Origin of the sequence: Arthrobacter sp. StoSoilB20, assembly GCF_019977295.1 — a bacterium.
GTDB lineage: Bacteria > Actinomycetota > Actinomycetes > Actinomycetales > Micrococcaceae > Arthrobacter > Arthrobacter nicotinovorans_A.
In genome coordinates this window covers 1,797,931-1,823,909 of the sequence record NZ_AP024651.1, presented here as the reverse complement: position 1 = coordinate 1,823,909, position 25,979 = coordinate 1,797,931, and the positions used below count along the sequence as shown (strand labels likewise).

24 protein-coding genes are annotated in these 25,979 nt (G+C 62.9%); 10 read left to right on the top strand and 14 right to left on the bottom strand.

Translation table 11 applies throughout. The annotated features are described in order from the left end of the window. The first annotated feature begins 115 nt into the window (after positions 1–115). Positions 116–4,072, top strand: coding sequence for a Pls/PosA family non-ribosomal peptide synthetase (locus LDN85_RS08235; protein ID WP_223945096.1), 3,957 nt, complete (start codon positions 116–118; stop codon positions 4,070–4,072). Between the two features lie 11 nt (positions 4,073–4,083). After that, positions 4,084–5,427, top strand: coding sequence for a M1 family metallopeptidase (locus LDN85_RS08230; protein ID WP_223945095.1), 1,344 nt, complete (start codon positions 4,084–4,086; stop codon positions 5,425–5,427). On the opposite strand, the gene LDN85_RS08225 is transcribed toward LDN85_RS08230, so the two are convergent. Continuing rightward, complete coding sequence (locus tag LDN85_RS08225; protein WP_223945094.1) at positions 5,424–6,062, bottom strand: 4'-phosphopantetheinyl transferase superfamily protein; 639 nt, start codon at positions 6,060–6,062, stop codon at positions 5,424–5,426. The two genes, LDN85_RS08230 and LDN85_RS08225, sit on opposite strands and share 4 nt — an antisense overlap. Positions 6,063–6,403: 341 nt before the next feature. Here LDN85_RS08225 and LDN85_RS08220 point away from each other — a divergent pair, with 341 nt between their 5' ends. From LDN85_RS08220 to LDN85_RS08210, 3 genes are all read left to right on the top strand, one after another. Then, the gene (locus LDN85_RS08220) at positions 6,404–6,664 is read left to right on the top strand and encodes a hypothetical protein (RefSeq protein ID WP_223945093.1); all 261 of its coding nucleotides are present in this window, start codon (positions 6,404–6,406) and stop codon (positions 6,662–6,664) included. Positions 6,665–6,726: 62 nt separating this feature from the next. Beyond that, positions 6,727–7,239: a hypothetical protein gene (locus LDN85_RS08215; RefSeq protein WP_223945092.1), complete on the top strand. Its 513-nt coding sequence runs from the start codon at positions 6,727–6,729 to the stop codon at positions 7,237–7,239. Between the two features lie 6 nt (positions 7,240–7,245). Then, positions 7,246–7,764, top strand: a complete 519-nt coding sequence (locus LDN85_RS08210; protein ID WP_223945091.1) for a hypothetical protein — start codon at positions 7,246–7,248, stop codon at positions 7,762–7,764. Between the two features lie 320 nt (positions 7,765–8,084). Here the strand turns inward: LDN85_RS08210 and LDN85_RS08205 are convergent, their stop codons facing one another. The 3 genes from LDN85_RS08205 to pheS all read right to left on the bottom strand — a co-directional run bounded on the left by LDN85_RS08205 (position 8,085) and on the right by pheS (position 12,738). Beyond that, positions 8,085–8,951 (bottom strand): serine protease, encoded by an 867-nt coding sequence (locus LDN85_RS08205; RefSeq protein WP_223945090.1) that lies wholly within the window; start codon positions 8,949–8,951, stop codon positions 8,085–8,087. Positions 8,952–9,130: 179 nt separating this feature from the next. Then, on the bottom strand, positions 9,131–11,674 hold the full coding sequence (gene pheT, locus LDN85_RS08200; protein WP_091550546.1) for a phenylalanine--tRNA ligase subunit beta: 2,544 nt from the start codon (positions 11,672–11,674) through the stop codon (positions 9,131–9,133). A 2-nt stretch (positions 11,675–11,676) separates the two neighbouring features. Then, positions 11,677–12,738, bottom strand: a complete 1,062-nt coding sequence (gene pheS, locus LDN85_RS08195; RefSeq protein ID WP_026541598.1) for a phenylalanine--tRNA ligase subunit alpha — start codon at positions 12,736–12,738, stop codon at positions 11,677–11,679. Between the two features lie 300 nt (positions 12,739–13,038). On the opposite strand from pheS, the gene LDN85_RS08190 reads away from it, so the two are divergent. Beyond that, positions 13,039–13,488: a hypothetical protein gene (locus LDN85_RS08190; RefSeq protein ID WP_026541597.1), complete on the top strand. Its 450-nt coding sequence runs from the start codon at positions 13,039–13,041 to the stop codon at positions 13,486–13,488. Continuing rightward, entirely contained in the window at positions 13,485–14,114 is a 630-nt protein-coding gene (locus LDN85_RS08185; protein ID WP_223945089.1) for an SIMPL domain-containing protein, read from the top strand. Before LDN85_RS08190 ends, LDN85_RS08185 begins: the two co-directional genes overlap by 4 nt. Here LDN85_RS08185 and pcp read toward each other — a convergent pair. After that, positions 14,111–14,752 (bottom strand): pyroglutamyl-peptidase I, encoded by a 642-nt coding sequence (gene pcp / locus LDN85_RS08180; RefSeq protein WP_223945088.1) that lies wholly within the window; start codon positions 14,750–14,752, stop codon positions 14,111–14,113. The two genes, LDN85_RS08185 and pcp, sit on opposite strands and share 4 nt — an antisense overlap. A 90-nt stretch (positions 14,753–14,842) precedes the next feature. Between pcp and LDN85_RS08175 the strand changes: the two genes are divergently transcribed. Beyond that, positions 14,843–15,925, top strand: coding sequence for an Rv2578c family radical SAM protein (locus LDN85_RS08175; protein WP_223945087.1), 1,083 nt, complete (start codon positions 14,843–14,845; stop codon positions 15,923–15,925). A 60-nt stretch (positions 15,926–15,985) separates the two neighbouring features. On the opposite strand, the gene LDN85_RS08170 is transcribed toward LDN85_RS08175, so the two are convergent. Next, positions 15,986–16,420 (bottom strand): (deoxy)nucleoside triphosphate pyrophosphohydrolase, encoded by a 435-nt coding sequence (locus LDN85_RS08170; RefSeq protein WP_223945086.1) that lies wholly within the window; start codon positions 16,418–16,420, stop codon positions 15,986–15,988. A 133-nt stretch (positions 16,421–16,553) separates the two neighbouring features. On the opposite strand from LDN85_RS08170, the gene LDN85_RS08165 reads away from it, so the two are divergent. Next, the gene (locus tag LDN85_RS08165) at positions 16,554–17,762 is read left to right on the top strand and encodes an MFS transporter (protein ID WP_026547341.1); all 1,209 of its coding nucleotides are present in this window, start codon (positions 16,554–16,556) and stop codon (positions 17,760–17,762) included. An 89-nt stretch (positions 17,763–17,851) separates the two neighbouring features. Here the strand turns inward: LDN85_RS08165 and LDN85_RS08160 are convergent, their stop codons facing one another. From LDN85_RS08160 to infC, 5 genes are all read right to left on the bottom strand, one after another. After that, positions 17,852–18,781 carry a cation diffusion facilitator family transporter gene (locus tag LDN85_RS08160; RefSeq protein WP_223945085.1) on the bottom strand — a complete coding sequence of 310 codons (930 nt, stop codon included), beginning with the start codon at positions 18,779–18,781 and terminating at the stop codon, positions 17,852–17,854. 100 nt (positions 18,782–18,881) lie between these two features. Next, positions 18,882–19,793: an RNA methyltransferase gene (locus LDN85_RS08155; RefSeq protein WP_026541590.1), complete on the bottom strand. Its 912-nt coding sequence runs from the start codon at positions 19,791–19,793 to the stop codon at positions 18,882–18,884. 26 nt (positions 19,794–19,819) lie between these two features. Then, a complete protein-coding gene (rplT, locus tag LDN85_RS08150) occupies positions 19,820–20,494 on the bottom strand; it encodes a 50S ribosomal protein L20 (protein ID WP_026547339.1) in 675 nt (224 codons plus the stop codon). Between the two features lie 119 nt (positions 20,495–20,613). Further along, positions 20,614–20,808, bottom strand: a complete 195-nt coding sequence (gene rpmI / locus LDN85_RS08145; RefSeq protein WP_011774324.1) for a 50S ribosomal protein L35 — start codon at positions 20,806–20,808, stop codon at positions 20,614–20,616. Between the two features lie 117 nt (positions 20,809–20,925). Continuing rightward, complete coding sequence (gene infC, locus LDN85_RS08140) at positions 20,926–21,996, bottom strand: translation initiation factor IF-3 (protein WP_263422082.1); 1,071 nt, start codon at positions 21,994–21,996, stop codon at positions 20,926–20,928. 407 nt (positions 21,997–22,403) lie between these two features. On the opposite strand from infC, the gene LDN85_RS08135 reads away from it, so the two are divergent. After that, positions 22,404–22,802 carry a DUF1844 domain-containing protein gene (locus tag LDN85_RS08135; protein WP_223945084.1) on the top strand — a complete coding sequence of 133 codons (399 nt, stop codon included), beginning with the start codon at positions 22,404–22,406 and terminating at the stop codon, positions 22,800–22,802. Between the two features lie 163 nt (positions 22,803–22,965). Here LDN85_RS08135 and LDN85_RS08130 read toward each other — a convergent pair whose 3' ends face one another. Genes LDN85_RS08130 through priA form a run of 3 tightly spaced genes read right to left on the bottom strand, consistent with a single transcriptional unit; the run spans position 22,966 to position 25,977 of the window. Then, positions 22,966–24,270: an MFS transporter gene (locus LDN85_RS08130; protein WP_026541586.1), complete on the bottom strand. Its 1,305-nt coding sequence runs from the start codon at positions 24,268–24,270 to the stop codon at positions 22,966–22,968. A 49-nt stretch (positions 24,271–24,319) separates the two neighbouring features. Further along, a complete protein-coding gene (locus tag LDN85_RS08125; protein ID WP_026541585.1) occupies positions 24,320–25,234 on the bottom strand; it encodes an SseB family protein in 915 nt (304 codons plus the stop codon). Next, positions 25,234–25,977: a bifunctional 1-(5-phosphoribosyl)-5-((5-phosphoribosylamino)methylideneamino)imidazole-4-carboxamide isomerase/phosphoribosylanthranilate isomerase PriA gene (gene priA / locus LDN85_RS08120; protein WP_026541584.1), complete on the bottom strand. Its 744-nt coding sequence runs from the start codon at positions 25,975–25,977 to the stop codon at positions 25,234–25,236. The genes LDN85_RS08125 and priA overlap by 1 nt, the downstream gene beginning before the upstream one ends. Positions 25,978–25,979: the final 2 nt, after the last annotated feature.

Below are 25,979 nucleotides of genomic sequence, written 5' to 3'. Positions count from 1 at the left end.
CCGGTGCCCGGCCCCCAACGGCGAATGACGTGCAGGAAAACTGTGGATCAACAAAGTGTGTCGCGGAGGAAACGGCGGACACCTTTTGTTCATCTTTCTGCGGAAAGCTGACGTCGTGAGCACAGAACATTCCTTGGGGGCCGGGCATACCCCTGCCTTGACCACGTATCGCCCCCAGCTACCGGGAGGCGCTGCCGCCCCTGCCGAGCGCACCCTCATTGACATCCTGGAAGAAACCGCCTCGTCATTTCCCGAGGCCTCGGCGCTCGATGACGGCCACAAGTCCCTGAGCTACACCGAACTGCTCAAGGCAGTCCGGGCCTTTGCCGCCCGACTCAATGCAGCGGGCCTGGGGCGGGGCGACAAGGTCGGCATCCGGATTCCCTCCGGCACCAACGAGCTTTACATCGCCATCCTGGGAATTCTCATGGCTGGCGCCGCCTACGTTCCCGTGGACGCGGACGACCCCGAAGAGCGCGCCCGCCTGGTGTTTGGCGAAGCCAAGGTCGGTGCCATCATCGCTGCGGGCCTGGACATCGAACTTTCGGGCGCTTCACGAGAGCCCGTTTCCGAGCCGTCCCCTCCCGTTTTGGACGACGATTCCTGGATCATTTTCACTTCCGGTTCCACTGGAACGCCGAAGGGCGTTGCGGTAAAGCACCGCTCCTCAGCAGCGTTCGTGGACGCAGAAGCGCGCATCTTCCTCCAGGCCGAACCCATCGGTCCGCAGGACCGGGTACTGGCTGGGCTCTCAGTCGCCTTTGATGCATCCTGCGAAGAAATGTGGCTTGCCTGGCGCCACGGCGCCTGCCTGGTACCGGCACCGCGTGCCTTGGTACGTACCGGCATGGACTTGGGGCCCTGGCTCATCAACCACGGCATTACCGTCGTTTCAACCGTGCCCACCCTCGCTGCGCTGTGGCCTGCCGAGGCGCTTGAAAACGTCCGTCTCCTCATCTTCGGCGGCGAAGCCTGCCCGCCCGAACTGGCCGAGCGCCTCGCCGTGGACGGCCGGGAGGTGTGGAATACGTACGGACCTACCGAAGCAACGGTCGTTGCCTGCGCTGCCCCACTGGGCGGGCCCGGCCCCGTGCGGATCGGCCTGCCGCTGGATGGCTGGGACCTGGCCGTCGTCGATCCTCAAGGCGTCCCGGTGGCAGAAGGTGAGGTCGGCGAACTGATCATCGGGGGTGTGGGACTGGCCCGCTACCTCGATCCCGCCAAGGACGCCGAGAAGTACGCGCCCATGACGACGCTGGGATGGGACCGGGCCTACCGTTCCGGTGACCTGGTGCGCTTCGAGGCCGAGGGCTTGATCTTCATGGGCAGGGCCGACGAACAGGTCAAGCTGGGTGGGCGCCGGATCGAACTGGGCGAAGTGGATGCGGCTCTTCAGTCATTGCCCGGCGTGGCCGGGGCCGCGGCAGCAGTGCAGACAACGGCTGCCGGCAACCAGATCCTCGTCGGATATCTGGCCCCCGTTGAAGGCCATGAATTGTCCATGGAGGAAGCACGCCGACTTCTGGGCGAAAGCCTTCCGGCCGCCTTGATCCCCCTGCTGACCGTCGTGGATTCGCTCCCCACCAAGACCAGCGGCAAAGTGGACCGCCATGCACTCCCCTGGCCGCTGGCCGGAGCCGGTGCCACCGAGGCAGGCAACGCCCCGCTGAATCTTCCCGATGACGCCCGCTGGGTGGTGGAGCAGTGGGAGTCTGTACTTGGCAGTCCCGTCAGTTCGCTCGACGCCGACTTCTTCGCCTACGGCGGTGGGTCCTTGGCTGCGGCGCAACTCGTTTCCGCCCTTCGCGTCCGCTACCCCACCATCACCGTGGCGGACATTTACGCCACGCCCCGCGTCGGCGCGTTGATCGACGCCGCCCGGCAGTCGCTTCCCGACGGCGGCGTCCCGGGCCCAGCTGCGGAACGCACCGTGCGTCCCACGGCGCTGAAGTCGCAGATCTTCCAGGTGCTGATGGGCGTGCCCCTGCACATCCTGGTGGGCATGCGTTGGCTCACCTACCTCATGGCCGCCAACAGGCTTCTCGCGGACCTCGCCGGCTTTGCCGCCGCGCCCGTGGTGTCGTGGTGGTGGATCGCAGCGTCTTGGCTGGTTTTCGTCAGCCCCTTGGGCCGGATGGCGATCTCTGTGGTTGCAGCCAGGGTTCTGCTTGGCAGGATCCAGCCCGGCACCTACCCTCGATCCGGCAAAACCCACCTGCGGCTGTGGCTCGCCGAACAAATCCAAGACCTCTCGGGTGCCATCGGTCTGGCCAGCGCCCCGTTCGTCCCCTATTACGCACGGGCCCTCGGAGCCAAGATCGGCAAGGACGTCCACCTGCATTCGCTGCCGCCTGTCACCGGCCTCCTGTCCTTGGGCAGCGGAGCCAACATCGAGCCCGAAGTGGATCTTTCGGGCTGGTGGGTTGACGGTGACTCCGTCCACATCGGCCAGATCCATGTGGGAGCCGGTGCGGTAGTGGGCGCACGAAGCACCCTGATGCCAGGGGCCACCATTGGCGCAGGCGCCCATGTCGATGCCGGATCAGCCGTGTTGGGCAAGGTGAAGGCCGGACATCTTGTTGCCGGCTCCCCTGCAGAACGCCGCGGTAAGGCGAAGCACGAATGGCCGGACACCATCAGCCGGCGGGCTGTGGTTGATCGGCTCTGGTTCTCCGCTTTTGCCAGCGCGTCGGCACTGCTGTCTCTTATCCCCTACATCTCTGCTTTCGCCGGTGCCTTGGTGGTCCTGGCTTTTATCCGGGGCCACGAGTCATTGGAATCAGCGATTCCACAGATTGCCCTCGCCGTTCCCCTGGCGGCCTTGGTGTGGTTCTTCGGCAACCTTGTACTCATCTTGATTGTTGCCAGGCTTCTCGGTTTGGGTTTGAAGGAGGGGTACTACCGGGTGCGCAGCCGGATCGGTTGGCAGGTGTGGGCCACCGAGCGACTCCTGGACATGGCGCGAGACCTCCTCTTCCCCGTCTACGCGAGCCTCTTCACGCCTCTCTGGTTGCGGCTCCTCGGCGCCAAGGTAGGCAAGAACGTGGAAGCCTCCACCGTCCTGCTGGTTCCGAAAATGACCACCATCGGGGACGGAGCCTTCCTTGCCGATGACACCATGGTGGCCTCGTACGAACTTGGTGGCGGCTGGATGAAAATCGCGCCGGCCAAGATCGGCAAGCGTTCGTTCCTGGGCAACTCAGGCATGACCGCCGCGGGACGCAACGTGCCCAAGAACTCCCTCGTCGCGGTGCTGTCCGCCACGCCGGCCAAGGCAAAGTCCGGCACCTCGTGGCTTGGCAGTCCGCCCGTCAGGCTGCGCCGCACCGCCGTCGATGCTGACCAGACCCGCACGTTCCGCCCGGCACTGAAACTGAAGATCGCCAGGGCGTTGTGGGAACTGTGCCGCCTGATACCGGTCATCCTCACTGTGGCAATCGCCGTCAGCGTGATGCTGGTGTTGGACTGGATCGCACGAGGATGGGGTTACTGGATCGCCGCAGTCCTGGGTGGCGTGGTAATGCTCGCAGCAGGAGCCGTGGCAGCGCTCAGCTCCGTCCTCGCCAAGTGGGTTCTGGTGGGAACCATCCGTGCAGGCGAACACCCCCTGTGGAGCTCGTTTATCTGGCGTAACGAGGTGGTGGACACCTTCATCGAAATGGTGAGCGCGCCGTGGTTTGCCCGCTCAGCCGCCGGAACTCCGGCCTTGGTGTGGTGGCTTCGCGGCCTCGGGGCCAAGATCGGCCGCGGAACCTGGTGCGAGAGCTACTGGCTGCCCGAAGCTGACCTCGTGACCCTGGGAGAGAACTCCACCGTCAACCGTGGTTGTGTTGTCCAGACGCACCTGTTCCACGACCGCGTGATGAGCCTGGATACCGTGACCCTCGGTAACGGAGCCACCATGGGTCCGCACGGCGTCATCCTCCCCGCTGCCAGTATTGGCGACGGCGGAACTGTTGGTCCGGCGTCGTTGGTAATGCGCGGTGAGACAGTCCCTGCCGGAACGTATTGGATGGGCAACCCGGTGAGCCCGTGGGTGGGTCCGTCAGCACAAGCGCCGCGCCTGAAGTAGATTGGACGGATATGGCCGCACCAATCCCCACCCCCAAAACCGACGCCGACCCCTACACTTTGGACCACGGCAGCACCAGCTATCGTGTGGACCGGTACGAGTTGGACCTCGATGTCAGGCTGGGCAGCAACAAGCTGATCGGCAAAGCGGTCCTGCGATGCACTGCCTTGGAATCCACGCCGCAGATCGTCCTGGATTTGGTGGGCCTGCGGGCAAGCAAAGTTCAGTTTGATGGCAAGAAGCTCCAGAAGTTCAGCCACCGGGCAGAGCATCTGGTGCTCAACCCGGCGTCGCCGCTGAGACCCGGCCAGCAGTTCTCCTTGGAGATCCGCTATGACGGCAATCCCCAGCCGCGCCGCGGCCTGTGGGGTGACGTGGGGTGGGAAGAACTGAACGACGGCGTCCTGGTGGCCGGCCAGCCCAATGGCGCGGCGTCCTGGTTCCCCTGCAACGACCATCCCCGCTTCAAGTCCAGCTTCCTCATCTCCGTGACCACCGACGACAACTACCGACCGGTGTGCAACGGCACCTTGATCTCCCACTCCCGCAAGTCCAGCAGGGAGACCTGGGTCTACGAACAAGCTGAACCCATGGCCACCTACCTTGCTACCGTGCAAATCGGCCGGTACGTCAAGGTTCCCTTGCACGTTGACGACACCCACCACCGGGTGCCGCAGTTCGTAGCTGTCACTCCGGAAATGGCAGTGGATGCCCTCCAGGGACTCCGACGCCAGCCGGACATGATGCGTACCTTCGAGGATTGCTTCGGTCCGTATCCGTATACCGACTACACCTCGGTGGTGACTGAAGACGAGCTGGAAATCCCGTTGGAAGCCCAAACCGTCTCCATCTTCGGCCGCAACCATATGCGCGATTCCTGGGATGCCCAGCGCCTGATCGCCCACGAGCTCTCCCACCAGTGGTTCGGCAACTCGCTGACCGTGAGCAGCTGGAAAGACATCTGGCTGCATGAAGGATTCGCCTGCTACGCGGAGTGGCTGTGGTCCGAGGAATCCCGGACCATGACCGTTGCTGCGCGGGCAACGGCTGCGTGGAAAAGGCTCGACGCCGGCCCGCAGGACTTGTTGGTGGGCGATCCCGGTCCCGAGTTGATGTTCGATGACCGCGTCTACAAGCGCGGAGCCCTGGCCGTCCATGCCGTACGTATCGCGGCTGGCAACGAGGCCTTCTTCGGATTCCTGCAGCATTGGACGGCCACCAACCGTCACAGCTCGGTGTCCACGGAGGCGTTCATTGAAGCTGCGGATTCATACATTCCGGGCTTTGATGCTGGGTCGATCCTCCGGCCATGGCTCTACGAGGCTGCGCTTCCGCCGCTGCCTTCTGCGCGTTAGCCGAGGGCAAGAGCGGCGACTAACCCCTCAGGCAGTTCTTTTTCGGTGACGTCGCTCAGGCCGGGCAGATCCAGCACATCCAGCTCCGCGGGGTTGCGCCTCAGGCCTTCCCCTGTCATCTTCAGCCACGCCTCTTTGCGTGCCCACAGGCGGGCGCGCTGACTATTTCGCTCCTGGTCCTGGATGGTCAATAGGAAGCGTTTTTCGTTTGCGGTCAGCGCGACGTCGTCGAATCCTTCGAAGGCTGCCTTGTCAGTCGATTCAAGGTCCACCCCCAGCCGGAGCTCTTCGGGAGGATGCACGACGCCGGCCAGCAGCACCCAGCCCGACGCTCTGGAGGCGCTGAGCGCCAGAGGTGCGGGGCCGCCGTCGAGCATGAACCCTGGGCGACCATGGTCCTGGGCGGGGCCGCACTGCGGGCAGTGATATTCGGGGACGAGTCGGCGGTACTCCACTCCCAGGAGCGTCGCAGCAAAGTGCAGTGCAGCAAGCCGGCCGGCCACGAACTCGTCACGGTCTGCGGGGTTGGCGTAGCGAAGGGCGCGCTCGAGGGCCAGCTGGCCGAGCAGTTCAATCGCGTTTCCTGCGCCGGGCGTCTCATCGAGCCTCCACAGGTCAAGCACCGGATTCTGCATCACGCCCTCCTCTCACGGCTAAGTCCCCAGCCCAATGTCGCAACAGCTACGGGTGGATTTCCCCTTCTGTGAGGCTTCAAACGACTCTGCCATCGTCCCGTGTCCATGCCCAAATCGGGCTCCGTACGACAGGTGTTAGACCATCCTGACAGGCGATAAATGGAGAAGTGGCCTTTCACCTGTGAAGGCTTTTCTCGGGCCCCAAAAAATTCTAAAGTCGGCCGGTGCGATGAACTCGCAATTGCGCAAACCCGGTTATGCTAGTCGTTGGATTTATTGTTCCGGCTTTGGGGGCCCAGCATGGAAATTGCTTTTGATGACGGCGCGGCCGACGCGCCTCCGTGAACGATCTCCACCTGAACCCCGGCGGCACCGTATACCGGGGAACCTACGACTGGGACCACGTAGCTGAAGTCAGGCATGGGCTCGGCTGGCAGCGTAAAAGCACCGCAGACCCGGGATTCGGCGCCGTCACCTTCGGCACGGACGGCGCCACAGGACCGGATGGTGCCACAGAACTCCCAACGAAAACCCACGACGGACAAACAGGCGGCAAGGAAGGCATCTACGGGTACTTCGATAGGAGAACCCAGTCAAGCTAAAACCAAGCCAGAATCGCCCTCGGCTTGAATGACCAACTCACGAATGCGACACGATGACAACCATGCACCGCCCCCACTACAGGCGCATCCTTCCCGCCGCAGCCATCCTTCTAATCACCCTTGCAGGGTGCGGAAAAACCCCTGGAACCAATCCACCTACCGGCACCGCGGAGCAAACCATGGAACCAGAACAAGCCCGCACAGAGTACTTCAACCTCTTCAACAAGATTCAAGCCCTCGCCCCCGGCGACTGGGGTGTCGCGCCGCCCTCCGAATTTCAAGGCGACGCTTGCCGGCTCCCGGACGGGACTGACGGCACCCAATTCTCAGTCAATACAAGCCGCAGCCCACTGAGCCGAGAGGAAATGGATGCTCTCCACGAGAAGGTCAGGGCCGAGTTCGAGACCACCGGCTTCACTGTCCGGCAATCAACTGACGGAGGAGAGAACTTCGTCAGAAGAACTAGCGTCTTCGGACCCGAAAAGTTCGTCATGGGAATCACCACCGGCAAATACGGCATCGCCCTCAGCGGAAATACCCGTTGCGTTCCAGACCCGGAAGGCGAATTTCGCTAGGAAGCCATGACCACAACGCTCCGCCGCTGGTACTGGCGCATCCTTCCCGCCGCGGCAATGCTTCTTCTCACTCTTGCAGGGTGCGCGGCAACGCCGAGCACCAATTCACCTACCAGCACCGCGGAGCAGGCCATGGACCCGGAAGAAGCCCGAACAGAGTACCTTGAACTCTTCAACAAGATTCAAGCTCTCGCCCCGGGCGACTGGACGAAAGTCACACCAGACAAAGCAGGGTGGGTCTGTGATCGTCCCCTCGGCACGGAAGGCACTCAGGTGTCTTTCGATACCAGTAGGAGTCCGCTGAGCCGGGAAGAAATGGACGCTTTGCACGACAAGGTCAAGACCTTGTTCGAGGCCACCGGATTTAATCTGAGGCAGGAAATTGATGAAGGTCCGAACTTTGTCCGACACACCGTGGTCCTCGGGCCTGACAAGTTCTCTATGGCGTTCGGTACGGGCAAGTACGGTATCACCCTCAGCGGGAATACCCGCTGCTTTGCCGACCCTGAAGGAAAATATCGCTAGGAAGGGTCATGTCACCTGCTGCGGGCCCTGCCATACTCAGCCGCTGCTGGAGCCCGCCAGAGGGGCGGGCAGGGTGCGGACAAAGGTTGCTCAGACAACCAGGCATTGTTACTAACAGGGGTGGGGCGTGCCTAGGCCAAGAACGTGGTCAGCCAAGGGAAGGTCGCCCGCGGGCCAATCCACACACCCGTTACCCCATAGAGAACTTTGTCCCCTGCAAAATGTAGCTTGTGCTTGGCGGGCTCCTATTCGCCAAAGCACGTGTTCCCCGCAGCCGTGAATCTGCTGCGGGGAACACTGGCTGGATTAACCCAAGTGGGCTACTTCACCGACGTCAGGTAGTTCGCCAACGTGGGTGTGATGCGGGTGCCCGAGTTGGAGCTTCCGCCGTTGGTGTGGATTGCCATGATGGTGTTGGAGCTGTTGTAGACGGGTGCACCGCTCTGCCCGCCGTAAGTGTCCATCTTGTAGTAGACCTTCTCAGTGGTGGTGGTCTCGATGGGGCCGGTCATGGACCACATGGTGCCGAAAGCCTTGTCGCCCGGGTAACCACGAACGGTCACATTGGTGCCATTCAGGCTGGCGGTGGTGCCGGTGTAATTCAACCAGCCGGTGGTGTTGCCGATGGTGCAGTCGAGCTTGATGACACCCCAGTCAGCGTTGGTATTGGCAGAATCGATCCATCGCTGATCGGTGTAAATCTTCGTAGCACCACAGGTGCCATAGGGGTCTGTTGAGCCATTCCGGCCGGGAGCTACTTTGACGCCCCAGGAGTAGTCGGCCTCGGAGCCTGTTCCACCCTCATGGACACAGTGACCCGCCGTCAGCACAGTGTCGTCGGAAATCAACGCACCGGAGCAGATGTAGCCGCCGTTGAACTCGATCTGGACTATTGATCGGTTGGGAGCAGCCGTCGTGTTGGTGATGCGCACCCGGCCATCAGCGCCGATGACTGAATCGGTGGAAGCGCCACCGTTCTTTGAAGGTGCGGCAATCGTGTACTTGTCGGCCAAAGGTGAAGCCGCAGATCCTGAAACCTGTGACGGGTCCACCGTGTGCGATACAGGCTGGACCTCGGCGGAGGCTGTTTGCGGCGTCGACTCTGACGCTGTTGCGGCTCCACCAAGCGAGGACGTCAAAGCCATCACTGCAGCTCCAACCAGCAAAGCAACGTTGTGCTTTTTCATGGGTACCTTTCAAGGGACGGCTCTCAGTGAACCGTGCAAGGGATGTGATACACATGTTTCACATGTGCATGACAAAACTGTCATACACATGTGAATGTTCTGTCAAGATGCTGGGAGCTCAATCTCAAAAAGAAAATCCCCGGGACCACCAGGTCCCGGGGATTCACTTGATAGTGGGGCTAGCGCTGGACTGCGCCGAACCGTTCGGCTGCAACGGCAACAGCGGCGGCTCGAGCCTCAGAAGCTTCATCGGCCGTCAGGGTACGGTCATCGGCGCGGAAACGGAGGCCGAAGGCCAGCGACTTCCTGCCTTCCTCGATCCCGGGGCCAACGTAGACGTCGAACAATGCGACGTCCTCGAGGAGTTCCCCCGCACCTTCGCGCAGTGCCGAGAGGACCTGATCTGCCGGTACGTCCTGAGGGACAACCAGAGCAACGTCCTGCGTCGCCACCGGGAATCCGGAGATGTGCTTGGCCACGATCACATCAGCCGCAGCCTCGAATAATGCTTCCACATTGATCTCGAGCGCCACTGAACGTGCAGGCATATCGTGTGCAGCCAGCAGCTTCGGGTGAAGCTCACCTGCGTATCCAACAACATCTCCGTTGCGCAGCGCGAGCTGGGCTGCGCGGCCCGGGTGGAAGGCCTGGTGACTGCCCTGGCTGACCACCAGTTCAACACCGAGCACGTCGGCAATAAGGCGGGCAACATCCAAGGCATCAGCCCAGTCCCACGCACGGGGTGCGTGCATGGCCGCGGCAGGAGAATCATGGCCGGTGAAAACAGCGGCGATGTGCAGCGGCTGGTGCGGGACGCCGTCGTACAGTGCATCCAGAACCTCATCCGAAGGCTTGACGCCCAGCGGCGGAATGGAATCCGTGCCCAGCGTTTCGCCCGGGAGGAAGACCGAACCTGCTTCATAAAGAGCCAGGTCGCGGAAGCCGCGCGAGTGGTTGCGACGGGCAACCTCGATCAAGCCCGGGAGGATGGACGTGCGAAGGAAACCTTGCTCTTCGCTGATCGGGTTTGCCAGCTTCAACGCCGGACGCGCTGCTCCTTCAGCAGCAACACCAAACGTGTCGTTGGCTGCCTTGGAAACGAACGGGTAGGACAGCACCTCGGTGAGGCCGGCATCGGCCAGTGCCTGAACAACGCGGCGCTTCTGCTGCTGGCTGCGGCTCAGGCCACGGCCCGGGGGCGCCACGGGAAGGGTGGATGGGATGTTGTCGTATCCCACCAGCCGGGCGATTTCCTCGGAGAGGTCCTCCTTGGTTTCAAGGTCGTTGCGCCAGCTGGGAGCAGTCACCAAGTAGCCGTTGGCGGTCTTCTCCACGGCGGCCCCCAGATCCACCAGCGACGTGGTGATCTGCTCTTCAGTGAAGTTGATACCAATCCGTGCCGCGGCAAATTCTGCCGGCAGCTCGATGGTGACAGCGTCAGGGGCGGTTCCGACGTCGGTACCGGCCTCATCTGCCGTGCCCCCGGCGAGCTCCACCAACAGGTCCACGACGCGCTGCGCGGCAATGTTGGCGATGTGCCAGTCAACCCCGCGCTCAAAGCGCTTGGAGGCTTCGGACGGCAGCTTGTGGCGGCGGCGTGAACGGGCGATCGACACTTCATCGAAGTGTGCGGCTTCCACCAGGATGTTGGTGGTGGAATCGGACACCTCGGTGTGGGCACCACCCATCACGCCGGCGATGCCGATGGCGCCGGAGTCATCGGTGATCAGCAGGTCTTCGACGTCGAGCGTGCGCACCTTGTCATCGAGGGTGGTGATCTTCTCCCCCGCCACGGCACGACGCACCACGATGTCGCCTGCGAGCTTATCGAGGTCGTAGCAGTGGTTCGGCTGGCCGAGCTCAAGCATGACGTAGTTGGAGATATCAACCGGCAGCGAAATGGACCGCACGCCGGCCAAACGAAGGCGGGCGGACATCCACGGCGGCGTGGGACGCGAAGCGTCCACACCACGTACCGTGCGGGCAACAAAGCGGTCGCAGCCGGGCTTGCCGTAAATGGGAGCGTCGTCGTTGAGCTTGACGCCGTAGCCGCCCTGCAGGGTGGCCGGAGCCGAAACCTTGGACGCGGGATCCACGAAGGTGGTTCCAGTGGCGTGCGCGTACTCGCGGGCCACGCCACGGATGGAGAATGCGTAGCCGCGATCCGGGGTGACGTTGATTTCCGCTGCCTGGTCGTAGAGACCCAGCAGTTCCATGGCGTCGGTGCCGATTTCAGGGTCCAGGCCGATGCTTGAGAGGACCAGGATGCCGTCGTGGTCATCGCCGATTCCCAGCTCGCGGACAGAAGCGATCATGCCCGCAGACAGGTGGCCGTAGGTCTTCCGTGCAGAGATCTGGAAGTTTCCAGGCAGCACTGCACCGGGGAGGGTGACAACCACTTTGTCGCCCTCAACAAAGTTGTGCGCACCGCAGATGATGCCCTGAACGCCGGAAGGATCAATGCCCTTGCCGGTGAGGGTCTGTTCCTGTCCCTCCGGAACCACCCGGACCTGGCACCAGTTGATGGTCTTGCCATTGGTCTGCGGTTCCTTGACCAGGCTCAGGACCTGGCCCACCACGACGGGGCCAGTGAGCTCGTCCGTGGGACGGTGGACTTCTTCTTCTTCAAAACCGACCTTGACCAGGTCAGCCATGACGTCTTCGGCCGTAGCATCGGCCGGAACCTGCGCGAATTCACGCAGCCAGGAAAGTGGGATACGCACTGTTAGATCTCCATCCCGAAGTGCTCGCTGAAACGTACGTCGCCTTCGATCATGTCGCGCATGTCGCCAACCTCGTTGCGGAACATGAGCGTGCGCTCGATGCCCATGCCGAAAGCAAAACCTGAATAGATGTCCGGATCGATCCCGGCTGCCCGGAGGACGTTGGGGTTGACCATGCCGCAGCCACCCCACTCGATCCAGCGGGGACCGCCCTTGGCACCCGGGTGCCAGATGTCCAGTTCCGCGGAAGGCTCGGTGAACGGGAAGTAGTTGGGGCGCAGGCGGATGGAGGCTTCGTCGCCGAACATCTGGCGGGCGAAGTGCTCCAAGGTGCCGCGCAGGTCGGCCATGCTGAGGTTCTTGTCGATCGCAAGACCCTCGAACTGGTGGAAGACCGGCGTGTGCGTGGCGTCGAGTTCGTCCGTGCGGAACACCTTGCCCGGGCACAGCACGTAGATGGGAACTTCGCGTTCCAGCATCGAGCGGACCTGCACAGGCGAGGTGTGCGTGCGCATGAGCAGGTGGGCCTCAGGGGGCTCCACGAAGAACGTGTCCTGCATTTCGCGGGCAGGGTGGTCCGGCTTGAAGTTCAAGGCATCGAAGTTGAACCACTCGGACTCGACCTCGGGCCCTTCGGCAATTTCCCAGCCCATGCCAACAAAAATGTCCGAGACGCGGTCCTGCAGGGTGGACAACGGGTGGCGTGCACCTGCCCGGCGTCGACGCGGAGCGGCGGTGACATCCACGGTTTCTTCGACCAGGATGCGGGCGTCGTTCTCGGCCTCGAGAACCTCTGTCCGGGCTGCGAGCGCCTGGTTGACGCGGCCACGGGAGGACCCCATGAGCTTGCCGGCCGCAGCCTTGTGCTCCTTGGCGAGCCCACCGATTTCACGGTTGGCAAGGCTCAGCGGCGACTTCTCACCGGTGTGGGCGAGGCGGACCGCCTTGAGTTCTTCGAGGGAGGAAGCGGCTGCTATTGCAGCAACGGCGTCCTCAACGGCAGCGGTGATGGCGGCTTCATCCAGCGGGTTCGGGATGGCAGCGCCTGGCAAAGTGTCAGTCATCTACTGTTCTTAGCTACGAGTAGGGAGCGGCCGGCAAGGCAGGCCTGCAAAACGAAAGGGCAGTGCTCGCCGCGGACGGCAGGCACTACCCTTCAGTCTAGTTGAACGTCGCGGACGGGATTTAACCCACCAACCCGCGTCCCGCAATGTGAACGGCACGACGGCGGCGCCCACCGCGGGTGCCAGGGCATGCCGCTGGTGGGCGGGGCCATGGCGGCGTTGGCGAGCCACCGCCGTCGCTTGCTGATTCCCCGCAACGGGAGCGCGACGTGCAATGCCAGCGGGTCTAGCATTGGCCCCATGACACCCGCGCAACGGCTCAGGCAGCTGGCCAACGTCGTGAATCTGTCCACCCCATTGGGACTGGTGGTCGCCCTCGCGTCCCGAACCACGGTGTCGCGCGGACCGCGTGGGCTCCTGATCGCGGCCGGTTACGGCTGGAAGCTCCCCCACGCGGGGGCATTCACGCTGGGCAACGTCATTCTCTACCGGGCACCCCACGGAATTGCCGGCAGCAATGCGGTCCTACTGGGCCACGAGGAGCGGCACAGCACCCAATACGCGTACTGCCTGGGCTTACCGTTCGTTGCCCTCTACGGAATCGCCGCGGGTTGGTCCATGCTCCGCAGCGGCAACCCGGCGTCGAGGAATTTCTTTGAACGCCAGGCCGGGCTCGCGGCGGGCGGATACATTGACAGTGACCACCATCGGCAGGACGCCCCTGCCGTCAAGGGAAACGAGGCTTCATGAAGCGAACCATCACCGTTACCGGCACTGCGAGCGCCAAAGCGGTTCCGGATCTCGTCACACTGACCCTGGGCGTTGAAACGCGCAGGGCCACTCCCGGGCAGGCTTATGGCGACGCCGGCAAGGCGGCAGGTGCTGTTGCGGCGAGCTTACGCGATGCCGGCGTGACTGACGCCGACCTCCGGACCAGCGGACTGAATCTGCGGGCCGATCTGGTGTGGGTTGAAGGCCAAGGGCAGAAGGTGGCGGCATATGTTGCATCCACAAACCTGCAGGTGGGCATCCGTTCGCACGCTCATGCTCCGGCGGCCATTGCAGCCGCTGTTGCGGCCGGCGGTGACGACATCAGGATCAATGGAATTGAACAAGGCTTTGCCGATCCAGCCCTGGTGAACGCACAAGCGCAGGAAGCGGCCTGGAAGGACGCCCTGGCACGCGCCGAACAGTACGCAGCCCTGGCTTCTGCCCGCTTGGGGCAGGTCAAGTCCATATCCCAGGAACCGGTACATGGAGCCCCGATACCACTGGGCGGGATGGTCAGGGCATCGTTTTCCGCTGAAGCGCTGCCGGTCGAAGCCGGGGAGTCTGCTGTCTCGGCCAGCGTCACTGTGGAGTGGGAGCTCCTCTAGTGGATACTGCCAGCGCTCAAGGCAGCAACCACCTTTGTCCCTAAGGCGGTCCGGACCACGACGGCGAGTCCCTCCGCCGCGGCTTCCAGGGACATGCTTGGGGTTCCGCTTTCCGGGGATACCTGGTCCGGAAGATACGGAATGTGCACGAAACCTCCGCGGACGTCAGGGGTCGATGCGAGCAGGTGCATCAAGGCGTAGAAAACGTGGTTGCACACGTACGTACCTGCGGACTGGGATACCTCGCCTTTGATTCCTGCGATCTGGAGGTCCCGCAGCGCGGCCTTGATGGGCAAGGTGGAGAAGTACGCTGCGGGGCCGCCCGGGACGATTTCCTCGTCCACAGGCTTTTGGCCTTTGTTGTCGGGGATCCGGGCATCATCGCAGTTGATGGCAACCCGTTCCAGGGATATCCGGCCCCGGCCGCCGGCCAAGCCTACACAGACCACAAGGTCCGGGTTGATGGTGCCAACTGCTTCGCTCAGTGCCGTGGCCGACTCACCAAAGACGCAGGGCAGCTCGCGGGCTTCGACCTCGATCCCCTCAGCGCGGAGGATGTCCTGCGCGCGGCGGACGGCATGCCAGGAAGGATTGACATCGTCCTGGCCGAACGGTTCAAAACCAGTCAGCAGAATCATGGGGCAACCTTAGCAACGCCCGCTTAGGTATTGGAGACTTCAGGCGCTGGGTCCTTGACATCCATTCGAACATACCTTCGAATAGAGACCATGAGATGGGACGCACAAGCACTGTCACCTACCCGTGGACCGGCGTCCGACGACGGCGGCACTTCAGCTCCAGGCCCTGCCCCGGCCATGGATGCGCTACTGCCGCTGGCCGGGCTGGTGCGTTCCATCTCGACACCCGAATTCTCCGGAGTCACCTTTCATGAGGTCACCGCAAAGTCAGTGCTCAACAAGGTGCCTTCGGGTTCGGCCATGCCGTTTGAGTGGACCGTGAACCCTTACCGTGGCTGCAGCCACGCGTGTGTCTACTGCTTCGCCCGCAAGAGCCATACGTATTTGGAGTTCGACGCCGGCCGGGACTTTGATTCCGAGGTGGTAGTAAAGGTCAATGCCGCAGAAGTATTGCGGAGGGAACTCGCCAAGCCGTCGTGGGGACGGCATCAAGTTGCTTTGGGAACCAACACGGATCCCTACCAGCGGGCCGAAGGTCGCTACGCCCTGATGCCCGGGATCATCCGTGCGCTTGCGGACTCGGGCACACCGTTTTCCATCCTGACCAAGGGCACCCTGCTGGCAAGGGACATCCCCCTGCTCAAGCACGCTGCCACCATGGTCCCTGTGGACCTGGGCATTTCGCTCGCGATGACCAATGAGGATCTCGCCGAACTGGTCGAACCCGGCACGCCCTCACCCCGGGCACGGCTCAAGCTCATCTCACGGCTCCGGGATGCCGGATTGGGATGCGGCGTCATGGCGATGCCCATCCTGCCTTGGCTGACCGACTCTGACGAAGCCCTTGATTCCTTGTTCAGCGAACTCGCCAAGGCCGGCGCCACCGGAGTCACCGCAGGCGCCCTTTACCTGAAGCCGGGAACGCGGGAGTGGTACATGAAGTGGCTGGCCGGCCAGCACCCCGAACTGGTCGGAAAGTACCGCCGCCTCTACGGACAGGGCTCTTACGTCTCCAAGGAATACAGCACTTGGTTGACCGGCCGGATCACCCACTTCAAAGCAAAGTACGGCTACACCAGGACCTCCGGGTTCAGTCATCGCAATGCCCGTCCGCAAGCTGCCGAAAACCGTCCAGGCAATGTTTCCCTCCCCGGGCAGCAGCCACTGTTCTAAGCTGGTCGAACCGCCTGGTCCTTGCCGTCTTACCTCCCTCAGCGCCAACCAGCGGTGCTGCTAGGCGGCCGCAGCCACCCGGTCCAGCAGCGCCCGAACAATGGGAAAGTCGGCCGGGATCCACTCCAGGCCGAGCGCTTGGTCATCATCCTCCACCGAAACCCAACGGAGTTCGTCGTGGTCTTGCAACGGCGCAGGCTCACCGGCGACAAGTTCCGCGAACCAAACACGCATGGCGGCCCGTTCATTGAGGGCCCACCCTTCAGGCCGGCCTGACTCCAGTTCCAGCCCGAGCCGGACCTCAATGCCCAACTCTTCGGCGAGTTCACGATGCAGGGCGGCCTCGGCAGTTTCGCCGGCTTCTACCTTTCCTCCAGGGAATTCCCACATTCCGGCGAACTGCGGGGGTGCTGAGCGGCGGGCAGCAAGAAGGCGCGTAGGTGCTTCCACGGAGTCGACGATCGCGGCTCCAACAACGTTTATCAGTGCAGTCACTCCCCCAGTCTAGGGTGGGTCACTTGATGGGCATGATCACATTCGGAGGCCAAGGACAAGCCGCGGCACTAAGCTTGTTATCGGATTTTCTCCAGATTCCCCAGCCGCAAGGCACACCGTAAGAAACAGGGTTATGACTACCACCACGTCCCCGCCGACCGCCGCCAAAGCAACAAGGCGCCACCTTGGCCTGGCCATCCTTGCACTGGCCATGGGAGGTTTTGCCATCGGTACCACTGAGTTCGCCATGATGGGCCTCCTGAAGGAAGTGGAGGAGGGACTCGGCATCAGCACCCCCGAGGCAGGAAACCTGATTTCGGCCTACGCCCTGGGGGTGGTGATCGGCGCGCCGATCTTCGCCGCCTTTGGAGCCAAGCTCCCCAAAAAGCACCTCGCCTTGGGACTCATGCTGTTCCTGTCCTTGGCCAACCTGACATCCTTCGTCGCACCGGACTACGGCTTCATGCTGCTCTCCCGCTTCGCTTCAGGGCTTCCGCACGGAGCCTTCTTCGGCGTAGCAGCCGTCATCGCTGCCGGCCTGGTTGCTCCCACCAAACGCGGGTGGGCGATCTCCATGGTGATGGCCGGCCTCACGGTATCCAATGTCATTGGCGTACCGCTGGCCACCTGGGTGGGACAGACATTCGGGTGGCGGCTGCTGTTCATCATTGTGGGCGCCATCGGGTTGCTGACGGTGGCCATGGTGTGGAAATTCGTACCCTTCGAAGCAGCCCACCCGGATGCCAGCATCCGACGCGAACTCGGCGCCCTCAAGCGCCTCCAAGTATGGCTGGCCCTGCTGATCGGCATCATTGGTTTCGGCGGCTTCTTTGCCGTCTACACCTACATCGCGCACACCATGACCTCGGTGGCCGGAATCCCCGAGAGCCTCATTCCCGCCGTGGTGGCCCTCTATGGCCTCGGCATGGTGGCAGGCAACATCGTGGGCGGACGCATCGCGGACAAATCCGTCATGGGAACCATCTACTGGGTGATGCCGGGGATCGCAGTGGCCCTGGTGGTCTACGCCATCGCGGCGCATTGGGCCTGGGCGGCATTCATCATGGCCTTCGTCGTTGGAGGCGTCGGTTCGATGCTGACACCCGCACTGCAGACCCGCCTGCTGGATGCTGCCCCTGGCGCTGCTTCCCTGGCGTCCTCGCTGAACCACTCTGCCCTCAACATTGCCAACGCCCTCGGAGCCTTCCTGGGCGGCACCGTGATCGCATGGGGATGGGGGTATGTGGCCCCGGCACTGGTGGGCGCCGTGCTCGCCATACTGGGCCTCGGCGTGGCCCTGATCAGCGGCATGGTGGAACGCAAAAGGCCGCTTGTCAGCTGATGGCAAACAGCAGCACCGCCCGGAACATGGGCAAATGAAGAGGGGCTCCGCTTTGCGCGGAGCCCCTCTTCATTGCCTTGTGGTCTACGTCAGCCCAGCCCAGGTGCCTGAACGCGTACGATGTCCGGCTCCAGGTAGATGACCCTCGCAATGGGGACAGCTGCGCGGATCCGCTGTTCGGCGTCGTCGATCCCCTTGGCAATCTCCTGCCCCGTTTCAGAGGCTCCCATGGAGATCTTGGCCGCCACCAGCAGTTCCTCCGGGCCCAAGTGCAACGTCTTGAGGTGGATGATGCGGGTTCCGTCCGCTTCCAACGCTTCAGTAATACGTTGGACGTCCTCTTTGGTAGCCGACTCCCCCAGCAACAGGGACTTCGTTTCCACCGCAAGTATCACCGCAATAGCCACCAGCAGGAGTCCGATCATGGCTGTACCCAGGGCATCCCAGACACCATTTCCGGTAGCCAGCGTCATGCTCACACCGAACAACGCGAAGAGCAAGCCAAGGAGCGCGCCGAAGTCCTCCAGGAGGATGACAGGAAGTTCCGGCTGCTTGGCGTTGCGGACAAACTTCACCCATGACTGCTTCCCGCGGATGTGGTTCGATTCGATAATCGCTGTGCGGAACGAGAACGACTCAGCCAGGATGGCACCCACCAGGACAGCCAGCGGCACCCACCAAAAGTCTCCCTCGATGCCATGGGGGTGCTGGAACTTCTCCCAGGCCTCATACAGGGCGAACAGGCCACCGACGCTGAACAACACGATCGAGACGATGAAAGCGTAGATGTACCGTTCGCGGCCGTAACCGAATGGATGTTCCGGGCTCGCCGCGCGCTTGGCACGCTTACCGCCCACCAGCAGAAGAAGCTGGTTGCCGGAGTCCGCCACCGAGTGGATGGCTTCGGCAAGCATGGACGATGATGCCGTCAAAAAGAACGCAATAAATTTCAGGACAGCAATGGTCAGATTGGCAGCCAGAGCCGCCACAATCGCTTTGGTACCGCCACCTGCAGCCACGAAAGCTTCACCTCTTCGGGTTTGGGAAGGAATGTCATGAGCCAAGAAGAGTCGTCATCGTCTGATCCCGCATGCATTACCGTACCCGGGGAGGCGGTCTTTAGACATTCCCCACTGTGACGCCCTGCTGGGAGCGTGCACTGGCGTAGAGGCATACTGTCGCCGCCGTTCCCAGGTTCAAACTCTCAGCCGCTCCGTAAACGGGGACAGCCACCCGGTGATCGGCAAGTGCCAGTTCATCATCCGACAAACCCTGCGCCTCATTGCCGAACAGCCACGCTGTAGGGGCTTCGAGGGCATACTCAGAGGCAACGGAACCGTTTCCAAGCCTTCGAGCAGCATTCTCGTCCTGGAGCTTGTCCAGGTTGACGGTCCCGTAGCCATCAGCGGCCAGGATGCCAATACCCCGCTCACGGCAACGCTCCACGAGGTCCTCCACATCGGCGCCGAGCACCACTGGAAGGTGGAACAGCGAACCGGCTGTGGACCGGACAGCCTTGGGGTTGTAAATATCCACGCTGGAACCTGTCAGCACCACGGCATCGGCGCCTGCGGCATCGGCAGCACGAAGGACAGTACCGGCATTGCCGGGGTCCCGGACCTGGCACATGACCGCGATCAGGCGCGGGCCGGCGTCGAGTACTGATTCAAGGGTGACGTCCACAAAGCTGCACACAGCCACAATCCCCTGCGGATTGACTGTATCTGCCATGGCTGCCAGGACTTCGTCACTGGCCAGCCGGAGAGGAGTACCCAGGGCGAGCTCGGCGAGTTCCGGTAGACGGTCCAGGCACGCTTCGCTGGCAAAGACTTCATGCACGACGGCGGAACCTCCCGCCGCGGCACGCTCGCGGTGCAGGCTCAACGCCTCACGCACCGCTTGCGGACCCTCGGCCAGGAAGCGCCCGCGTTTTAAACGCGCCGGGCGCCCGGCAAGCTTGGCGACGTCCCTCACCCGATCTGCTCGGGGGTTGGTCATCGGAAAGTCTTGCGGGCGCCCGGTTTGGTTCATATAAAGAACTTTAGTGGCAGTTGCGACTAGTTCTTGATCTGCTGGCGTGCTTCGCCACCTGCAGGCTCGAAGCCGGCAGCCTTTGCAGCCTCAACGGTGGAGAACCAGTATTCAGCAGCGGTGGTGTTGTACCAGGTGGAACCCGGAACGTGGTACTTCTTGGACTCGGCGTTGCCCTTGATGGCGTAGCCTTCCGGAGCCTCGTCGCCATCAGCGGCAACTGCGCCATCGATGGCCGGCTTCTCGGAAACGACAGCCTTGACGGCCGTTGCCGTCGCAGCAGCCGGAGCAACCTTTGCAGCCTTCGGAGCAGCCTCGGCCTTGGCGGCCGGAGCGGACGTGTCAGCCGGAAGTGCAGCCTTTGCAACGTTCACCAGAGCGGCGAAAGCGTTGGCGTCAGAGACGGCCAGCTCGGCCAGCATACGGCGGTCAACCTCAACCTCAGCGGCCTTCAGGCCCTGGATGAGACGGTTGTAGGTGAGGCCGTTGGCGCGGGATGCAGCGTTGATACGCTGGATCCAGAGGCGACGGAAGTCACCCTTCTTCTTACGGCGGTCACCGTAGCTGTACACAAACGAGTGCAGCAGCTGCTCTTTGGCCTTGCGGTACAGGCGCGAACGCTGACCGCGGTAACCCTTGGCGCGTTCGAGGACAACCCGGCGCTTCTTGTGGGCGTTTACCGCCCGCTTCACACGTGCCACGTGCGTACTCCTTCAGAAATCTTTATCCCAAGCTGCTACTGCCGGAAACCCGGCCGGCCTGAGAAGGCTTTTGGTGTAGTCGGCCACTGCCGGATGGCAGTAACCAAAGAACTTGGAACTTAGACGCCGAGCATCTTCTTGATGACCTTGGCATCGCCCTTGAAGACGAGCTTGTCGCCGGCGAGGCGACGGGTCAGCCTGGAGGACTTGTGCTCCAGGTAGTGACGGCGGTTGGCCTGCTGGCGCTTCAGCTTGCCGGTACCGGTCAGCTTGAAGCGCTTCTTAGCACCGCTGTGGGTCTTCATCTTCGGCATGGGAACCGATCTCCTTACGTATCCACGGACGAGTCCGCGATTCTTTCGCGCAGCCGGCCCGCGAGGGCCGGCGTGCTGGTTGCTTGCCGGTGGAGGCGGGGCCTCCGCGGCGTTGAACTAGTTGGTCTTGCGTGACGCAGGCTTCGGCGCGGCCTTGGGGGCCGCGGGCCGAGCTGCCGGCTTGGGAGCTGCCGGCTTGGCCATGGGCTTCGGAGCCGCAGGAACTGCAGGCTTCGGAGCGGCCGGGACCACAGGCTTCGGAGTTTCAACCGGGGCAGCCTTCGCTGCCGGAGCCTTCTCAGCCGGAGCCTTTTGGGCCGGAGTAGCCTTTGCAGGTGCTGCCTTGGCCGGTTCAGCCTTGGCCGGTTCAGCCTTGGGAGCCGGAGCTTCCTTGACTACGGGTGCTTCTTCAACAACGGGTGCCGGAGCTTCCTCTGCAACAGGAGCTTCCTCGGCTGGCGTTGCCTCTTCCGCTGCCGGGGCTTCTTCAACAACCGGAGCCTCTTGGACTTCGGCTGCTTCAACCTCAGGAGCCTCGGGAGTTTCCTGCGTGGTCTCCTCTTCGCCAACCAGCAGGCCGGCCGGAAGAAGGTCGCCCAAGCTCTGGGTCAGCGGAGCCTGGTCACCGTCGGTGTCCACGCGTCCGGAAGCCTTGGCCTCGTTCTGGGCCTTGGCTTCTGCACGCTGTGCCGCGCGGCGGGCTTCTGCCTTGGCTTCGGCCTTGTTCTTCAGCGGACCGATCACCATGACCATGTTGCGGCCATCGATGCGCGGGCTGGACTCTACGATGCCAACCTCGGCAACATCTTCGGCAAACTTCTGGAGAAGGCGGATGCCCATCTCGGGACGCTGCTGCTCACGGCCACGGAACTGGATCATGGCCTTGACCTTGTCACCTGCACCGAGGAACCGAAGGGCGTGACCGCGCTTGGTTTCGTAGTCGTGCTTGTCGATCTTGAGGCGGAAGCGAATTTCCTTCAGAACCGTGTTGGTCTGGTTCTTGCGGGCTTCGCGGGCCTTGACTGCAGCCTCGTACTTGTACTTGCCGAAGTCCATCAACTTGCAAACAGGAGGCTTAGCCTGCGGGGCAACTTCAACGAGATCGAGATCGGATTCGGCAGCAAGACGCAGGGCGTCCTCGATGCGGACAATTCCTACCTGTTCGCCGGCAGGGCCGACCAACCGCACCTCGGGGACGCGGATACGCTCATTGATTCTTGGCTCGCTAATGTTAAAGCTCCTGTGGTTGTGGTGAGTTCACCGGCAAATAGAGAAGGCCCCCAATTGCTGGCGCAATCGAAGGCCTCGAAGATCGGCTGCACTGCCCCTACAGGGAGTACGCACTTCGGGTGGCTGTGCCACCCAAGTGTCCGACCAGGTACCCGGCAACCTCTTGTCCCCGAAGGGATCATGTCCCTGAAGGGAAACGGCTGACGCGGGTGGGAGAGAACTCCGCTTGCAAACTGAAAGACAATTCTACAGAAACAACCCGCCAAGTGCACATTGCACGCGGCGGGACCATTACTGCTGATGTTGGCCCTGAACTTCTGGCCATGAATAACGACTTCCAGTCGGTCTGTGACAAGCTTACCAGTATGAGCACTGAAGACAGCAATTCCCGCAACTCCTACAGCGAAGACGCCGCGCCTGCCACCGATTCCGGTGTTTCCCAGCAGATCCGCGACATCGCTGAAGTACCGGCCGTGGAAGTCATCACCACTGGCGCCGTTCACTTGATGAGCGCAGCTGCGGTGAAGGTAGGCCTGGCGGACGGCCCCAACGCAGAGGACCTCAAGGACCTCGACGAAGCCCGCAAGCTGATCACAGCCCTGGCCGGCCTCGTGTCGGCGGCTGCCCCGGAGATCGGGTCCCAGCACGCTGGTCCGTTGCGCGACGGCCTTCGCTCACTGCAATTGGCATTCCGCGAAGCCTCGCTCATCCCGGACGCCCCGGGCAAGGGCCCGGGTGAGAAGTTCACCGGACCGGTTAACTAGCCCCCAACTCCCCCAGGAATCAACGACGGCGGGTCGACCACATGTGGTCGACCCGCCGTCGTGCGTTCCCTGCTTGTCCGGCTTTGTCAGCTGTCTGGTTCGCCCGGTTCTTCCGGTTCTTCCGGTTCTTCCGGTTTGTCCGTTTGGACCGCAGTTGATGCGATTAGACGCGGGCGGCCCGGCGGCGCAAGGAGGTCAGGAGCAGACCCGCGACGCAGAGCAGGACACCTGCCGAACCGATGGCCGCAAAGCCGGCGGAAGGACCAACCGTGTCGATGAAGACGCCGGCCAAAGGAGCGCCAAGGGCGACGCCTGCCGTGAGGGCAGAGCCATACCAGCCCATGGCCTCGCCACGGCGTTCCTCATCGACGAGGTCGGCCACCTTTTCCGAGGACGCGGACAGGACGGGCGCGCAGAGCAGGCCCGGCAAGAGCGACAGGAAGGCCAACGTCCAGGTGTCCTGGGCAAAGCCCATGGGAATGGTCAGTGCGGCCATTCCCAACAGGAGCAGCATGGGCGAAATGGAACGCTTCATGGAGCCGTAAATCAGCCCGCCGACCACCGATGATGCGCACCAGAAAAAGAACACGATGCCGATCTGGTTCTCATGCCCGCCACGTTCCAACAGGCCAACGATGCTGACATCCGAGCCACTGAGCACCATGCCCGATCCCGCCGCCACCGCGAAAAGCGCAGCCACGGAGGCAGTGAACCAGGTGAAATTCCTGGCAACCCGGCTTTTGAGCGCTGCACTGCGCGACGTTGGAGACGTCATCTCGGAGGCCGCTTCCTGAACGTGCGCCGGCGCGGAAGCCACCATCGCCGCCTCCGCGGCAGCGAGGTCCGCCGCAGCACGGTCCGCGGACTCCTCCGGAGTGCAGGCGGTTTCACTTCGAGTCGGCGGGTTGAACCACATGAGGAACAAGCCAGCCACCGACACCGAGATGCCTACCGCTGTCAGACCGATCGCCGAGAAACCGGCCGTGGCCACAATGGCGCCAACGGCAGGTCCAATCATGAAGACAAGTTCCGTGGCAATGGAATCCAGGGCGAAGGCAGACCGGCGCTGCTCCCCCTCAACCATGACGCCCAACGACTGACGCACAACACTGAAGATCGGCAGGGTAAAGAGCCCGCCGACAAAAACCAATGGCAGAAGCCACTCGTAGGAAACGTGCGGGACGATGGACCAGATCACGGTCTCGGAGACCACGGAAGGAATCAGGGCCTTCCTCAGGCCCACCGTGTCAACCCTTCGGCCCCGCCACGGCGCGCCCACGGCAATGCCGATGGTCATGACAGCGGCGGCCGCGCCCGCGGCGGCGTATCCCTGGTTCAAAGTCAAGACGATGTGCAAGGTCAGCAGAACGCCTGCTGCAGAGTGCGGAATACGCGCGATCATGCCCACCACCAGCAAGCGCCGGACAGGGCGGATGGACAGCATCTCTTTGTAGAGAGCGAAATTCACTGGCTAAAACCTCTTGTTCCCCCGGGGCAGGCCGGGGAACCGGCTGCCGTTAGTGCGGCCCAGGCTCCTGTGCTGCACGCTGCAATTTCACTTCAATGGAGTCAACGCCCTCTGCGAAGGAATCCATCCGCGCCCATGCCTCGTTAAGTTGGGCAACCAGCGCTTGGACAGCCACCGCATCGAGGCCATCTTCGAGATAGAGCACCACGCGCAACTCCGGACCGGAGCCGCCGCCGGACACGGTGCGGCCATCGGCTGTCAACGACGCTACGCCTGCGCCGGGTTGCGTCTGGAGCCGGCGGACCGTCCGGAAAGTTGACACTGTTGAAGCGAGAGCAGACTCCAGTTGATCATCAAGGTATGACGGCGTCCAGTCCCGCTGCTGGGCGAGGGCCCACAGGGCAGGGCGCCGGACCACGAACGTGAAGTCCGAGCCGGGATCCACAACAAGCAACTGCGCGCCTTCAGAGACTGCTGATAGCGCAGCGCGAGCCGCATAAACCGCCACGGGACGGGCTTCGCCGTGCCAGGCTTCCAGTGCAGCAGCAGAAGTGAACACGGGCATCGCCTTGCGACCGTCGGGCGCCTTGAGTGTGACCAACGCCATATCAGCCTGCTTGTCGGCATGCAGCCCCTCGACGCCCTCAGCTTCCTCAGCCAACTGCGCAACGACCGGAACGAATACCCGTGCAGTCGCCAGCGAGGCAACAACGTCGGCCTCGGTACCGGCACCTTGGATCAGCGAGGCGATGGCGGTGAGGTAGCCGGCGTCGGCCGTTCCGTCGTCGTCCTCAAAGTTGTGGATCCTGGCATCGTCCCCACTAAGGCTCCTGCCCGCCCACGGCTGCCCGGCCGAGTCGGTTGCTCCCCCGGCACCGGCCAATGCGGCAGCAATGTGGCCTGGCAAGTGCCGGCTTCCGGAACCTGCCTGGTTACCTTGCCGGTGTCCGGCGTCGTGGGGCATCAGCGACGACCGGCAACGTCCAGGGCCTCGGGCAGCGTGAAGGCACCGGCGTACAGAGCCTTGCCCACAATCGCGCCCTCAACGCCCAGCGGCACCAGTTCACGCAGCACCCTGAGGTCCTCAAGGCTGGAAATCCCACCGGAGGCCACAACGGGCTTGCCGGTCTTCTCCACCATTTGACGCAGCAGTTCCACATTGGGCCCCTGCAAGGTTCCGTCTTTGGTGACGTCCGTGACTACATAACGTGCGCAGCCGGCATCCTCGAGGCGGGCCAGGACCTCCCAAAGGTCGCCACCCTCCTTGGTCCAGCCGCGCCCGGCCAGGGTGGTACCGCGGACATCGAGTCCGACGGCGATCTTGTCACCAAAGCGGTCGATGGCCCTGCGGGTCCATTCCGGGTTCTCCAGCGCTGCCGTGCCAAGATTCACGCGTGCGACGCCCAGTTCAAGGGCGCGGTCCAACGACTCGTCATCACGCAATCCTCCGGACAGTTCCACCTTCACGTTCAGCTGCTTCACCACCTCACTGATGAGGCCGGCGTTGTTGCCACGGCCGAAAGCGGCATCGAGGTCAACCATGTGAACCCATTCAGCGCCGGCATTCTGCCAGTTCAGGGCTGCTTCCAGAGGTGTTCCGTAGCTGGTTTCCGAGCCGGCCTCCCCTTGGAGGAGGCGGACCGCCTGGCCGTCAACGATGTCGACGGCGGGCAGGAGTTCCAGAACGGGCTGGGCGGAGGTGGTCATGT

Coding starts and splice junctions, on each gene's coding strand:
- LDN85_RS08230 (WP_223945095.1), top strand. CDS start 4,084: ATGGCCGCACCAATCCCCACCCCCAAAACCGACGCCGACCCCTACACT.
- LDN85_RS08225 (WP_223945094.1), bottom strand. CDS start 6,062: ATGCAGAATCCGGTGCTTGACCTGTGGAGGCTCGATGAGACGCCCGGC.
- LDN85_RS08215 (WP_223945092.1), top strand. CDS start 6,727: ATGCACCGCCCCCACTACAGGCGCATCCTTCCCGCCGCAGCCATCCTT.
- LDN85_RS08210 (WP_223945091.1), top strand. CDS start 7,246: ATGACCACAACGCTCCGCCGCTGGTACTGGCGCATCCTTCCCGCCGCG.
- LDN85_RS08205 (WP_223945090.1), bottom strand. CDS start 8,951: ATGAAAAAGCACAACGTTGCTTTGCTGGTTGGAGCTGCAGTGATGGCT.
- pheS (WP_026541598.1), bottom strand. CDS start 12,738: ATGACTGACACTTTGCCAGGCGCTGCCATCCCGAACCCGCTGGATGAA.
- LDN85_RS08190 (WP_026541597.1), top strand. CDS start 13,039: ATGACACCCGCGCAACGGCTCAGGCAGCTGGCCAACGTCGTGAATCTG.
- LDN85_RS08185 (WP_223945089.1), top strand. CDS start 13,485: ATGAAGCGAACCATCACCGTTACCGGCACTGCGAGCGCCAAAGCGGTT.
- pcp (WP_223945088.1), bottom strand. CDS start 14,752: ATGATTCTGCTGACTGGTTTTGAACCGTTCGGCCAGGACGATGTCAAT.
- LDN85_RS08175 (WP_223945087.1), top strand. CDS start 14,843: ATGAGATGGGACGCACAAGCACTGTCACCTACCCGTGGACCGGCGTCC.
- LDN85_RS08165 (WP_026547341.1), top strand. CDS start 16,554: ATGACTACCACCACGTCCCCGCCGACCGCCGCCAAAGCAACAAGGCGC.
- LDN85_RS08155 (WP_026541590.1), bottom strand. CDS start 19,793: ATGAACCAAACCGGGCGCCCGCAAGACTTTCCGATGACCAACCCCCGA.
- rpmI (WP_011774324.1), bottom strand. CDS start 20,808: ATGCCGAAGATGAAGACCCACAGCGGTGCTAAGAAGCGCTTCAAGCTG.
- LDN85_RS08135 (WP_223945084.1), top strand. CDS start 22,404: ATGAGCACTGAAGACAGCAATTCCCGCAACTCCTACAGCGAAGACGCC.
- LDN85_RS08125 (WP_026541585.1), bottom strand. CDS start 25,234: ATGCCCCACGACGCCGGACACCGGCAAGGTAACCAGGCAGGTTCCGGA.
- priA (WP_026541584.1), bottom strand. CDS start 25,977: ATGACCACCTCCGCCCAGCCCGTTCTGGAACTCCTGCCCGCCGTCGAC.